11 protein-coding genes are annotated in these 12608 nt (G+C 64.5%); 3 read left to right on the plus strand and 8 right to left on the minus strand.

The genetic code is table 11. The features are described 5' to 3' along the window. The first annotated feature begins 790 nt into the window (after positions 1-790). The gene (locus tag D580_RS0114405; protein ID WP_018955064.1) at positions 791-1261 is read left to right on the plus strand and encodes an aminoacyl-tRNA deacylase; all 471 of its coding nucleotides are present in this window, start codon (positions 791-793) and stop codon (positions 1259-1261) included. Positions 1262-1269: 8 nt separating this feature from the next. Here D580_RS0114405 and D580_RS0114410 read toward each other — a convergent pair whose 3' ends face one another. From D580_RS0114410 to D580_RS0114425, 4 genes are all read right to left on the minus strand, one after another. Next, positions 1270-2334, minus strand: coding sequence for a M48 family metallopeptidase (locus tag D580_RS0114410; RefSeq protein WP_018955065.1), 1065 nt, complete (start codon positions 2332-2334; stop codon positions 1270-1272). Beyond that, the gene (locus tag D580_RS0114415; protein ID WP_018955066.1) at positions 2331-3629 is read right to left on the minus strand and encodes a YjgN family protein; all 1299 of its coding nucleotides are present in this window, start codon (positions 3627-3629) and stop codon (positions 2331-2333) included. Before D580_RS0114415 ends, D580_RS0114410 begins: the two co-directional genes overlap by 4 nt. 163 nt (positions 3630-3792) lie before the next feature. Continuing rightward, complete coding sequence (locus D580_RS0114420) at positions 3793-4491, minus strand: hypothetical protein (protein ID WP_018955067.1); 699 nt, start codon at positions 4489-4491, stop codon at positions 3793-3795. Positions 4492-4598: 107 nt separating this feature from the next. Then, entirely contained in the window at positions 4599-5327 is a 729-nt protein-coding gene (locus D580_RS0114425; RefSeq protein ID WP_018955068.1) for an FKBP-type peptidyl-prolyl cis-trans isomerase, read from the minus strand. A 223-nt stretch (positions 5328-5550) separates the two neighbouring features. Between D580_RS0114425 and D580_RS0114430 the strand changes: the two genes are divergently transcribed. Beyond that, a complete protein-coding gene (locus D580_RS0114430) occupies positions 5551-6990 on the plus strand; it encodes a phospholipase D family protein (RefSeq protein ID WP_018955069.1) in 1440 nt (479 codons plus the stop codon). A gap of 41 nt (positions 6991-7031) precedes the next feature. Here D580_RS0114430 and D580_RS16430 read toward each other — a convergent pair whose 3' ends face one another. The 3 genes from D580_RS16430 to D580_RS0114440 form a co-directional block, all read right to left on the minus strand. Then, entirely contained in the window at positions 7032-7343 is a 312-nt protein-coding gene (locus tag D580_RS16430; RefSeq protein ID WP_081617298.1) for a hypothetical protein, read from the minus strand. Between the two features lie 91 nt (positions 7344-7434). Continuing rightward, positions 7435-8385 (minus strand): zinc metalloprotease HtpX, encoded by a 951-nt coding sequence (locus D580_RS0114435; RefSeq protein WP_018955070.1) that lies wholly within the window; start codon positions 8383-8385, stop codon positions 7435-7437. Positions 8386-8404: 19 nt separating this feature from the next. Further along, a complete protein-coding gene (locus D580_RS0114440; RefSeq protein WP_018955071.1) occupies positions 8405-8791 on the minus strand; it encodes a DUF302 domain-containing protein in 387 nt (128 codons plus the stop codon). Positions 8792-9193: 402 nt separating this feature from the next. Between D580_RS0114440 and katG the strand changes: the two genes are divergently transcribed. After that, positions 9194-11365: a catalase/peroxidase HPI gene (katG, locus tag D580_RS0114445; protein ID WP_018955072.1), complete on the plus strand. Its 2172-nt coding sequence runs from the start codon at positions 9194-9196 to the stop codon at positions 11363-11365. Between the two features lie 347 nt (positions 11366-11712). Here katG and D580_RS0114450 read toward each other — a convergent pair whose 3' ends face one another. Further along, positions 11713-12132 carry a phosphate-starvation-inducible PsiE family protein gene (locus D580_RS0114450; RefSeq protein WP_018955073.1) on the minus strand — a complete coding sequence of 140 codons (420 nt, stop codon included), beginning with the start codon at positions 12130-12132 and terminating at the stop codon, positions 11713-11715. Between the last annotated feature and the right edge of the window lie 476 nt (positions 12133-12608).

The raw sequence follows: 12608 nt of genomic DNA on the forward strand, positions 1-12608 counted from the left end.
CGCAGCAAAACCGTTCGGTACTACGAAGGCTCTGACTCCTGTCCACCGTCACCTCGGCGTACAGGTCTCCCCGCTTCTCTCGCATTCCCTTCCCAACGTTCCGTCTCCAACCACGGAGGGGACCCGAAGATCGCTTTCCACGCCAGTCCCAGCGTCTCCGATGCGTTTCAGGCTTCGCCCTCTCCTAGCAGGCTCGCCGTCCCGTACCGCCGAATCGAGTTCGTCATCCTACGGACCGCCAGTTCGCCTCCGGTTGCTCTCCACCCCGCCTCACGACGACGCAGTTACCTTCGACTACGGGGCCTTGGCTTACCCCGACACGGACTCTCACCGTGCTGAGAATGCGCCTCCACAGGCGCACTAGGAGCCCCGACCCCGGGGCGAATGGTGGCAAATTCGCCCCGGGGTCGGGGCTCCTACAAAAACCTGGCAAGACAACCCGCCTTGTGGTGGTTGCTGCCTTTGACGTCCTCTCCCCGTTTTTCTCGCCGAGCACGGGGGTGTTCCGGGGTTAAAGCCCGATAGGGGCGCCGCAAGGATGCGGCGCGTCGGCTGTCAGGCCACGGACGGCCTGTCAGCCGACCTCCCCGGAACACCCCCGCGCGCAGGGCACCCCGCAGGGGCGAGAAACTCGGGTGTCGTTTCTTTGGTTACTTTCTTTGGACAAGCAAAGAAAGTAACCCGAGCCCCGTGCAACGGGGATCGGAAGCCTTTGAATTTGAATTTGAATGTGCCTTCAAGTTTGACTTCGAATTCACCCCACCGGGGACACCCCCCAAGGAGGCCCACCATGAGTCTCTCCCAAACCCTCAAAACCTACCTGGACAGCCAAGGCGTCCCCTACCAGGTCATCCACCACGACCCCACCCCCTCCGCCAACCGCAGCGCCGAGGCCGCCCACATCCCGGGCGACAAGCTGGTGAAAGCAGTGGTACTGGAAGACAACGGCCAGTACATCCTGGCCGCCCTGCCCGCCACCCGACGCCTGAAACTGGGCCGTCTGCATCACACCCTCGGTGAACACGTGGGACTGGCGACAGAAGCGGAAGTGGAACGCCTGTTCGGGGACTGCGCGCAGGGGGCGGTGCCGGCACTGGGTTCCGCCTATGGCCTGGAAACCCTGGTGGACGACAGCCTGAACGACCAGGACGAGGTCTACATCGAAGGCGGCGACCATGAATCCCTGGTCTGCCTGAGTGGCCGCGCCTTCATGGGACTGCTCGGTCCCGCGCGCCACGGAAATTTCAGCGCGCACATCTGAACCGGCGGCTAGTGTTGCGACGACATGGTCTCGATGCGCCGCACGCGCTCCTGCGTGGGTGGATGGGTGGAGAGATAGGCGTTCCAGCGGCCACCGCCCGCGGGTGCGCAATCATCGTCACTCTCCGGGCAGCCCCCGCCCTGCTCCATGCGTGACAGGATCGCGGCAAAGTGGCGGCTGTCGATACCATGGCGCGCCATGACCCGCAGGGCGTAGTCGTCCGCCTCCCGCTCGAAGGCCCGGGAATAACCCAGCTCCGTGAGCAGCACGGGCAGGCCCACCATCACCGAGGACAGGGACGAGACATCCCCCAGCACCACCACCGCGGCCAGGGTCAGCATGGACCCCTGCAGGGTCTGGCGCAGGCCGTGGCGGTGCACCACGTGTCCCAGTTCGTGGGCGAGCACCGCCAGCAGTTCGGCATCCTCCTCGGCGAGTTGCACCAGCTGATCGGTGAACACCACCGTGCCCGATGGCAGTGCCAGGGCATTGGGACCGATGCTGTGCCCCGCATCCCGGAACAGCACCCGCACGGCAAACTCCCCAGACACCTCGTCCACCAGGGGCGCGAACACCTGCCGCAGGCGGGCCTGTTCGGATTCGCTCAGGGTGCTGGGGCGCAACAGGCGCGCATCCAGCAGTTCCAGGGTACCGCGATCCAGGGAGCGGCTCACCTCGACAGGCATGGCGTGGGCGGCCATCTGGGCCAGCGCCGGCACGCCGTAGCGCACCCCGGCCCAGACGGCGATCACGGTGACCAACAGGGCCAGGGCCACGTACTTGAGACTCGACTCCAGTCGATGCAACAGACCCTGGCCGGTACGCCCCGCCCCGCGCAGCAGGCGGTCCACGCCATCATGGTCCAGGGTCTCGAACAGGGCACCGTCCGTGAATCGCAGGCTGCGGGGGGTATTGCCCAGACGGGAACTGATCTCGACGTCGTTCAGGGGGACTGCGTCCCGGACAAGCTCGCCACCGATGCTGACCCGCACCCGTCCGCCCGCCACCTCCAGGCTGGCCTCGTGGCGTCGGGCGCTGCGTCCGTCGTAGTAATGCCCCTGGATCGTGCTCAAATGCCCAGATCCACGTTGAAGAAGTCACCCATCTCCTGGCCGGTGGAGGCCACCTTGCCCTGCTCGGCGGCGATGAAGGCCTCCATGTCCGTGTCGCTCACCACGACGATGTGCTCGGCGGCATAGCGGGCCGTGCGTACCCGGGCCCAGGGATAGAACAGGCCCAGGGTCAGCGCCATGCCCAGCAGGTTGGTGAACACCAGCCAGGCGTAGGAGCGGGTTTCGTAGCGGGACTCGAAATGCACCCCCGGCAGGCTGCTGTGGTTGAAACGCAGGTTCACGGTGCGCACCTGCCAGAAGGCGAACACCAGCAGATACACCGCGATCATGCCCAGCACCATCAGGGGCGCGAACACCACGCCCAGGATCGACGCCACGGTCACGCCGCCCATGAGCAGGGCAACGGCCAGGAACGCAACCCAGAAGTAATCACCGGCGCCGGCGGAAAAACGAAACGTCGCGGTGCCGAAGCCGCTGTGCTCGATCAGGTAGCGCTGCTGCCTGTAGATGGCATAGGGCATCATGATGCCCAGGGTCAGGACACCCAGCAGCGGCCAGAGGATGAAGGCCTTCAACGCCCCGCCGTAGCCGCCCCGGAAGGTGAAGCGCAGATTGCGGTAGGCGCTGTTGTGATTGCGAAACGCCATGGATTGCATGATCACCCAGGGCAGCAAAGGGATGAAGATGAGTACCAGGGCCACGCTGAGCCACGGAGAGATCACGTCGGAAAACACCCACAGCAACAGGGCCGCCGTGGCGATCAGGCGCCCCTTGAGGATGCTGATGGGACTGGCCAGGTACTCGAAGCGGCTGCCGTCCACTTCCGTGTTGCCGTAGAAGTAGCGGTGGGTGCGCACCTTGGCCCAGGCGGAGTAGATGCCCAGGGTCAGGATGGTCAGCAGGATGTTGACGATCCAGATGCGGAAGAACTCGGCGCCCTGGCCGCTGAACTCAAACGGCAGGGTGCGGGCCATCCGGTTCCAGACCCGGGTGCGGGTGGCGGTGTCGTCGGGGCCTTGTGATACGACGGCCGGCGTGGCGGATGCTGTGGCCACGCCCGCTGCCGCGGGCACCACGTGCAGGGTGATCCCAAGGGCCTGCAGGGCCGCCCGGTAGCGTTCCGCCTCCTCCACGGACAGCTGCTCGCGCAGCACCGTGACAGGACGGCTCAGGGCCTCGCTCAAGCCCGGCTGCCCCAGACCGAATACGTTGCCCAGGCGCTTGAGGACCGTCTGCGGGTCCAGGCCGTCCTGGTACTCCCCCCGGAATTCCAGCGTTACATCGGCGCTCGACATGAATGCCTCCCATTTCCTTTTGGCTTATTTATATCCTCGAGTACAGCCGCCGGTGGCACCGGTCAGCCGACTCCCCCGGTGCGACTATACCGGAGCCCGGATGGACAGTGCCACGGCACGGGATAAACGGTCGCAATCAGGCGCCGGTTTGAGTCGGTCCGATTCACGGACGCCAGTGGAGGGCAAACCCGCAATCGGCAGGCGAGCGGTAACCGACGGGGCAGGTGTAGGTGGCCATGACCTCCCGGTCAGGGCTCAGCAGGGCGCCGGCGATGCCCTGCGCGTAATCCCCCCGGTAGAGTCCGTAATCGGGAACGAATTCATCGAAATCCATCAACACCGAGACGCCGTCTGCCCGGGTCTGGCTGCACAGACCGGAACCGCACCAGGCCCAGGCGGACTGCACCAGGCTCACCGAGGGCAGGAGCCGGGCATGTCGGCCGTTCCAGCTGCCGTCCAGGTCGGTGTAACGCTGACGGGGAAGGAAACGCGCGCCCCTCTCCAGCACCGAGAAATCGAAGAACTCGTTGACCATCAGCCCATGGTCCCGGCCGGGCGCCGTGAGCAGCCGGGCCTCGCTCCCGTCATCCAGGTAGGCCATATAGACCCCCGGCGCATCACGCACCAGGCGGCCGCCGATCCCGTAATCGATACCCGAGAGTGACTGGCCGTTGATGCGGTCGCCGCAGATACGCCATTCCAGCGTGAACAGCGTACCCTGGTCGTCCTCCATGGCGCCGAACCAGGTGCCGTCCAGGCCCAGCGGTGTCGAGCCGCAGGCGTACTCGTCCTCGATCCCGCATGCGGTGAGCAGCGGCACCAGGATCAACAAAAATAGGGGAATCTTGAGATATCCGGTCATGGTCTTGCTCCCATGTCCGCACCGGCAGGATGCCGGTGCCTTATGGGAGCAAGACTAGATCCCGTTAACTGAACGGCAGATGAGCGGGGAATGAACCGTGATCGACTTCAGCACTGCGCCCCGAACTGGGTGCTCGGGCAGTTCTTCTTCACCGGCTGGCCCTCGGCGATCCAGCGGGTGATGCCGTCGGTGACGTTGTAGACCTGCTCATAGCCGGCCTGCTCCACCATGGCCCGGGCCAGGTAGCCGGTGCGGCTGCCGGTGCGGCAGATGACCACCACGGGCTCGTCCTTCTTGACCAGGCGGTCCAGCTCGGAGGGGAAGTTGCGCACCAGGTTGCCGCGCTCGTCGAAGGCGGTGAGCAGGTAGCTGCCTTCCACCACGCCGGTCTCGCGCCACTCGTCAGGACGACGGATGTCGATCACCTTCACGCCGGACTCGATCAGCTTGATCAGTTCACCATTGCCCACGTTGGCGAACGGCGGCGGCTGCACCGCCAGCATCTCCACCTCGAAACGCAGGGTGGCGTTGGGCGGGATCACGCCGCCGGCGCCGCGGGGGCCATAGGCCAGCTGCGGCGGGATGACCAGTTCACGCTTGCCGCCCACGCGCATGCCTTCCAGGCCCATCTCCCAGCCGGGGATCACCTGGCCCATGCCCAGCACCAGGGTGAAGGGGGTGCCGCGCTCCACGCTGGAGTCGAACTGGGTGCCGTCCATGAGCCAGCCGGTGTAGTGCACCTGCACGGTGTCGTGTCGGGAGGCCTCGGCGCCCTCGCCCACCTTCAGATCCTTGATGCCCAGTTCAGCCGCCCAGGCGGCGGACTGGATGAACATGAACAGGAACGCAACAACCCATACCGACTTCTTCACGAAAAGAACCTCCGGAAATTGATCTTGGCACCCGGCATGTGCCGGGGCTGGTACTCGGTCAAACGGAGCAAAGCCTATCACAGCCAACCTCGGAGGACTGTGCGCCACGACCGGCGTGCAGTCCTGGTGGACAGGCGCCCCCGAGCCCGGGGATGACCGGCACTCGGGCTTGGCTATACTGGCGCACATGACACGTCCCAGATACCGCGGGCGCCTGCTGCTCGCCATCCTGCTTCTGGCCTACCTGGCCACGGGCCTCTACCACAGCCTCAAGCCCCTGCCCGAGGGCATCAGCGTCGCCACGCCCCTGCGCGCCAGCGGGGAAGTCCGATTCCTGGCTGACTACACCTTTGTCGACGACCAGGGCCAACGGCACAGCGAACAGGCCATCTTCGACGAGATCCTGGGCCTGATCGCCCAGGCGCAGCGGCTGGTGGTGTTGGACATGTTCCTGATCAACGAGTTCGCCGGGGACGCAGCCGGCGCGCCACGGCGCCTGTCCGGCGAGGTGACCGAGGCGCTACTGGCCCGGCGCCGCGAGGTCCCCGAACTCGGGGCGGTGCTGATCACCGATCCCTTCAACACCCTCTACAACGGCGTCGAGGCCGAACACCTGGATCGCCTGCGGCAGGCCGGCGTGGAGGTCATCATCACGGACCTGTCCCGGCTGCGGGACTCCAACCCCAGCTGGTCGGCCCTGTGGCGCCTGTGCTGCCGCTGGTTCGGCAACTCCCCGGACGGCGGCTGGCTGCCGAGCCCCGTGGGCCCCGAGAAGGTGGGACTGCGCACCTATCTCACCCTGTTCAACTTCAATGCCAACCATCGCAAGACCCTGGTGGTGGACCAGGGCGATTCCTGGGTGGGCCTGGTGACCTCCGGCAACCCCCACGACGCCAGCAGCGCCCACGACAACGTGGCCCTGCGCTTTTCCGGCATGGCCGCGCTGGACCTGCTGGAGACGGAACGTGCCGTGGCCCGGTTCTCGGGCCATGACTTCCCGGAAGCGTCCGTTGAGACATTCCCCGAGTCGCAGGCACAGGACGCGCGCGTGCAGATCCTGACCGAGGCCGCGATCCGGGACGCCCTGATCCGGGCCATCGATGCCGCGCAGCCGGGTGACGGGCTGCGCATCGCCGTGTTCTACCTCTCCCACCGGGGCGTGGTGAACGCCATCCGTGACGCGCAGCGCCGGGGCGTCGAACTGCGCCTGCTGCTGGATCCCAACGAAGATGCCTTCGGGCGCAAGAAAAGCGGCATCCCCAACCGCCAGGTGGCCCTGGAACTCCATGCCGCCGGCGTGCCCATCCGCTGGTGCGACACCCACGGTGAACAGTGCCACGGAAAATACCTGCTGCTCACCCGCGCCACCGGCCAGGCGGAGCTGATCCTCGGCTCCGCCAACTTCACGCGCCGCAACCTGGACGACTACAACCTGGAGACCAGCGTGCGCCTGCTGGCCGGGACTGATTCGCAGGTGATCCTGGACGCCGCCGACTGGTTCGAGCGCTACTGGCACAACGAACCCGAGCGCCATTTCTCCGTGCCCTACGAACGCTACGCCGATCCCTCCCGGCTGCGCTACTGGCGCTACCGTTTCATGGAGGCGAGCGGCTGGTCCACGTTCTGAGTCAGGTAGATTGGGGTGAGCAAAGAGAACCCCAACTGGGTTTATGCCAGAGACTCCGCCCGTTGGGGTTCGCTTCGCTCACCCCATCCGAAGGGGCCGCAGGCAAACACCTGCGGCCCCTTTTTCGTTGTACCCACTCCACCACTCAAGGAGGCGCAAAAACACCATGTCCGTCCCGGCCGCCTATCTGGGCGTGATCGGCTCGGTGAGTCGTCGCGCAGGAAGTGGGTGTGCATGTCCATGATGAACTGGTCCCGGTAGGCGCCCGTGCGCTCGTTGGGCAGCAGTTCTGAGGGCTGCAGTTCTGAGGGCTGCAGTTCGGCGATCTCTTCGGGACTCAGGAAACGGCTCATGGCGGGACTCCTTGGGGTTCGGCTTTCGCGCTTCCGGGAAGGATTCAGTCTCTATGCCGACCATGACCCGGGGCATGGGTTCCTACGGCGCTCAGAACCAGGTGCCGCCGATGCGCCAACGCGGGCGGGGCAAATCATCGCGCAACAGCGCCGCCGGGTCGAAGGAACCGAGCGAGAGGGGTGCCCGGTGCATGGTCTGCTCGAGTTGCATCAACCGGGCAATGCGTTCCTCGGTGGGTGGGTGGGTGCGCAGCCAGGAGGGTTCCGGGATGCGCCAGCCGGGCATGAGCACCCGTTCGATCCAGCCTCCCTGGAACCGCTCCAGCCGCGCCAGGGCCAGGGCCAATCCCTCCGGGTCGCCCGTCAGCCGCGCCGCGCCCAGGTCTGCCTGGTATTCCCGGCTGCGGGACAGGGCCAGCTGGAACAGGGCGCTCAGGGTAGGCGCGAAGATGAGCAGCGCGATGGCGAACCAGCTGATGGTCTGCTCCCCTAGGATCAGCAGGGGCAGGTTCACCAGCAACAGGAACTGACCCACCAGGGACAGCAGGCCGGTGAGCCGGCTGGCCAGGTCCGCGAAGGTCATGGTGCGCAGGTCGTTGTGGGCGATGTGGCTCACCTCGTGGGCCAGAACCGCTACCAGCCCGCGGGTATCCAGGCCCCGCAGCAGGCCGTCGGAGACCGCCACCGCCGCCTCGCGCCGGTCGCCCACGGAGAAGGCGTTCATCAACCGGCTGGGCACGTAGTAGAGGGCGGGGCTCTCGGGCAGCCCCGCCCGTTCCGAGAGCTCCTGCAGGATCTGCACCGGCACCCGGGCCGTGCGCGCATCCAGGCGCTGGGCCCGGTACAGGCGCATCACCAGGGCGGGCGACATGGCGGGATTGAACAGATACAGCACCACCACCACGGCGATGGCCATCAGGGCATAGCCGGGCCCGCCGACGAGCCAGCCCACCGCGCCCAGCAGCGCCATCAGGCCCAGCACCATCAGGGCCGTCTGCAGGGCGTTGGCCCAGCGATGGCGGGCGAAACTCAGCGGGTCCATGGGGTGCCCGACACAAGGCTCACTTGAGGGCGTCGCGCACCCGTTCCAGCTTCGCCTTCACCTCGCCGGCCAGGTCGTGGATGCCCGGCTGCTGTACCAGGTCCAGCACTGCCTGTGGGTCCATGAAGGCGACGGTGATGGCGCCGTTCTCCTCCTCGCGCACCACCACGTTGCAGGGCAGCAGCAGGCCGATGTCCGGCTCGGCGGTGAGCGCCTTGTTGGCCAGCACCGGGTTGCAGGCACCGAGGATCTTGTAGGGACGCTTCTCCAGGTCCAGCTTGGCCTTCATCACCGCCTTCACGTCGATCTCGGTGAGCACGCCGAAGCCTTCCTCCTTGAGCGCGGCGGTCACCTGGGCCACCGCGTCATCGAAACCGCATGAAACCTGTTTGCTGAATCCGTACATGGAAATACCTCATTGCTTGCTGTAGGTTGAAAAGCACGAACGTAAACACCGCGAAGGCAGGAGCCCATGCAGCGCCGGGAGCGGCGCCCTGAGGACTCGCAGCGTCACAATCCAGTGAAGACTGCCGAGTATTCTAACCCCACACACACCGGCTTCGCGTGAATGCCATCCCTGGATGCAGGGGGAATCCGCGCGCCATGTTCTCTCATCCCCCCAGCACAGGCGCGCCCATGCGCTCATGCCCTCATCCCATCGGCGCTCATGCTCCGCGCGACCGGGATCAAAAATAGTCAATGACTATAAAGATCATAAAAATAATTCACTCAATTTATCGAATACCTTGAACTACAGTAGTCCTCGAACACTCGTAATACCTACACAGACATCGATCAGGAGGAACACATGTCCGCACAAAATATCCAATCCACCGGCAAATGCCCGGTGATGCACGGCGCCAACACCGAGGTGGGCAACTCCAACATGTCGTGGTGGCCCAATGCCCTGAATCTCGACATCCTCCATCAGCACGACACCAAGACCAACCCGATGGACAAAGAGTTCTCCTACCGCGAGGCGGTCAAGTCCCTGGACTTCGCCGCGGTCAAGCGGGACGTGGAGGCGCTGATGACCGACAGCCAGGCCTGGTGGCCGGCTGACTGGGGCCACTACGGCGGCCTGATGATCCGCATGGCCTGGCACGCCGCCGGCTCCTACCGCGCGGCCGATGGCCGTGGCGGCGCCAACACCGGCAACCAGCGCTTCGCGCCCCTGAACTCCTGGCCCGACAACGCCAACCTGGACAAGGCCCGTCGCCTGCTGTGGCCCATCAAGAAAAAGTACGGCAACCGCCTCTCCTGGGCCGATCTGATCGTGCTCGCAGGCAACGTGGCCTATGAGTCCATGGGTCTCAAGACCTTCGGCTTCGGCTTCGGTCGCGAGGACATCTGGCATCCCGAGAAGGACACCTACTGGGGTGCCGAGAAGGAGTGGCTGGCGCCCAGCGACGAGCGCTACGGCAGCGTGGACGACCCCTCGACCATGGAAAACCCACTGGCCGCGGTGCAGATGGGGTTGATCTACGTGAACCCCGAAGGCGTCAACGGCAAGCCCGATCCGCTCAAGACCGCCGCCCAGGTACGCGAGACCTTCGCCCGCATGGGCATGAACGACGAGGAGACCGTGGCCCTGACCGCGGGCGGTCACACCGTCGGCAAGACCCACGGTAACGGCCGCGCCGAGAACCTGGGCCCGAGCCCCGAGGGCGCCGACATCACCGACCAAGGTCTGGGCTGGATGAACCACAAGACCCGCGGCATCGGCCGCGACACCGTGACCTCCGGCATCGAGGGCGCTTGGACGACTCATCCGACGAAGTGGGACAACGGCTACTTCGACATGCTGTTCGGCCATGAATGGGAGCTGAAAAAATCGCCCGCCGGTGCCTGGCAGTGGGAACCCGTCAGCATCCGCGAGGAAGACATGCCGGTGGATGTAGAAGATCCATCGATCCGCTGCAAGCCGATCATGACCGATGCCGACATGGCCATGCGCGAGGATCCGATCTACCGCAAGATCTCCGAGCGCTTCCACAAGGATCCGGCCTTGTTCACGGAGACCTTCGCCCGCGCCTGGTTCAAGCTGATCCACCGCGACATGGGTCCCAAGGCCCGCTACATCGGCCCCGAGGTCCCCGCCGAAGACCTGATCTGGCAGGATCCGGTCCCGGCCGGCAAGACCGGCTATGACGTGGATGCGGTGAAGGCGAAGATCGCCGCCTCCGGTCTGTCGATCGCCGAGATGGTCTCCACCGCCTGGGACAGTGCCCGCACCTTCCGCCAGTCCGACTTCCGCGGCGGTGCCAACGGGGCACGCATCCGCCTCGCGCCCCAGAAGGACTGGGAAGGCAACGAGCCCGCCCGCCTGCAGAAGGTGCTTTCGGTGCTGGAGCCCATCGCCGCGCAGAGCGGCGCCAGCGTGGCCGATGTGATCGTGCTGGCCGGTAACGTGGGCATCGAGCAGGCCGCCAAGGCCGCGGGTGTCAACGTGACCGTGCCCTTCGCACCGGGCCGTGGCGATGCGACCCAGGAGATGACCGACGTGGACGGCTTCGCGGTGCTGGAACCCATCCACGACGGCTACCGCAACTGGCTGAAGAAGGACTATGCCGTGAGTGCCGAGGAACTGATGCTCGACCGCACCCAGCTCATGGGTCTGACCGCGGCCGAGATGACGGTCCTGGTCGGCGGCATGCGCGTGCTGGGCACCAACCACGGTGGGGCTAAACATGGCGTGTTCACCGACCGGGTGGGCACCCTGAGCCAGGACTTCTTCGTCAACCTGACCGACATGAACAACGTCTGGAAACCGGCCGGCGCTCACTACGAGATCCGCGACCGCAAGACCGACGCGGTCAAGTGGACCGCCACCCGGGTGGACCTGGTGTTTGGCTCCAACTCCATCCTGCGCGCCTACGCCGAGGTGTATGCCCAGGACGACAACAAGGAGAAGTTCGTGCGCGACTTCATCAACGCCTGGACCAAGGTGATGAACGCGGACCGCTTCGATCTGAAGTGATCGGCAGGTGAAGTGACCCGGTTGCCGCCAGGGAGGGTGCCGGTCCGGGAGATGTACAAAGGGAACGGTGGGTGATCAGCCCGCCGTTCCCTTTTCTTTTGCCTGGGTGGAACCCGATGTCAGACGGGTCGGTATACAACCGGGTTGAAGGTTACTATCCCGACTACCCGACCCATTGTTGGGCACAATTTGCGGCTCTAAGGCCTGATGACACGCAAGTTCCAGGAAGCGACTTCAGCTAACGACGCGGCTGCCATGGCGAGCTACTGTTATTCCGTCGCCGACGGCACAGGTGGAACATGCGGGTTTGGCAAGACCGGTGCCTCAACCAATCCGGTCTGTGTATTTCAATCGCTTCGGCCAACCCGATCATCGCGCTCACGCAGTAGCCAGTAAGTCAAGCCGAGCGCCACGACCGTTGCCGCAAGGGCCGCCAGTTTGGCCGCATCGATGTCAGGATCAAGGATGATGAACTTCCGCGACAACGCGAGCAGGGCGATCAACAACACTGTCTTGACCTGGATGATGCTCTCCTTGCGCATGGCCACCCTAATGATCGAATGCTTGAACTCCATGGCGATCAACAAGGTCAGGATGGCGCCGAACACGGTCTGGAATACCGCGTGGTCAAGCGGATTCAGCGCATCGACGATCAGAAGCGTGAATATAACGCGAACCAACTGGACCATGGAAACCACGATGACAATTGCGATCAAACCCGTGAGCGTTAAAGCAACGGCTTGCTCGAAACGCTCATAGAAGGACATGAGGCGCCATTGCACCCGCAGTTCCTCTAAGGTGGATTGCTTGGATTTTTATTGCATCGGGTAAATTCTCTATAAGTCTATGGCTTTTGATACCGTGATGGTCCCAACACTTGCGTCTGAATTCATCGTGGCAATTGTGCCATCACCCAGCAGTACGTTGTTCAGCACCCCCACATCAACTTTAGCGCGATTTAACCCGACAGTTGCATAAATCCGGCACGGTTTTACAAGAAAACGGCTTATATACGGTACGACCTGCCTGTTGCACGGCTGTTGCTGGACCTCACCAAATGTGAAGTCCAGAAAACGGCCTAAATCGGTGCGAGAAGATGGCTTGCACGCATAAAAAAACGGTCTCGAAGTTGGTAGAATTGGTGGCACCACACCGTCCAACAAAACCAACGGAGACCGTCTGGATGAAGTGTAGCAGAGCCGCCGTTCATCGCAAGACCCATCGCATTCCCGATATCCGGTTC

Origin of the sequence: Thioalkalivibrio sulfidiphilus, from assembly GCF_000377945.1 — a bacterium.
GTDB classification, from domain to species: Bacteria; Pseudomonadota; Gammaproteobacteria; order Ectothiorhodospirales; family Ectothiorhodospiraceae; genus Thioalkalivibrio_A; species Thioalkalivibrio_A sulfidiphilus_A.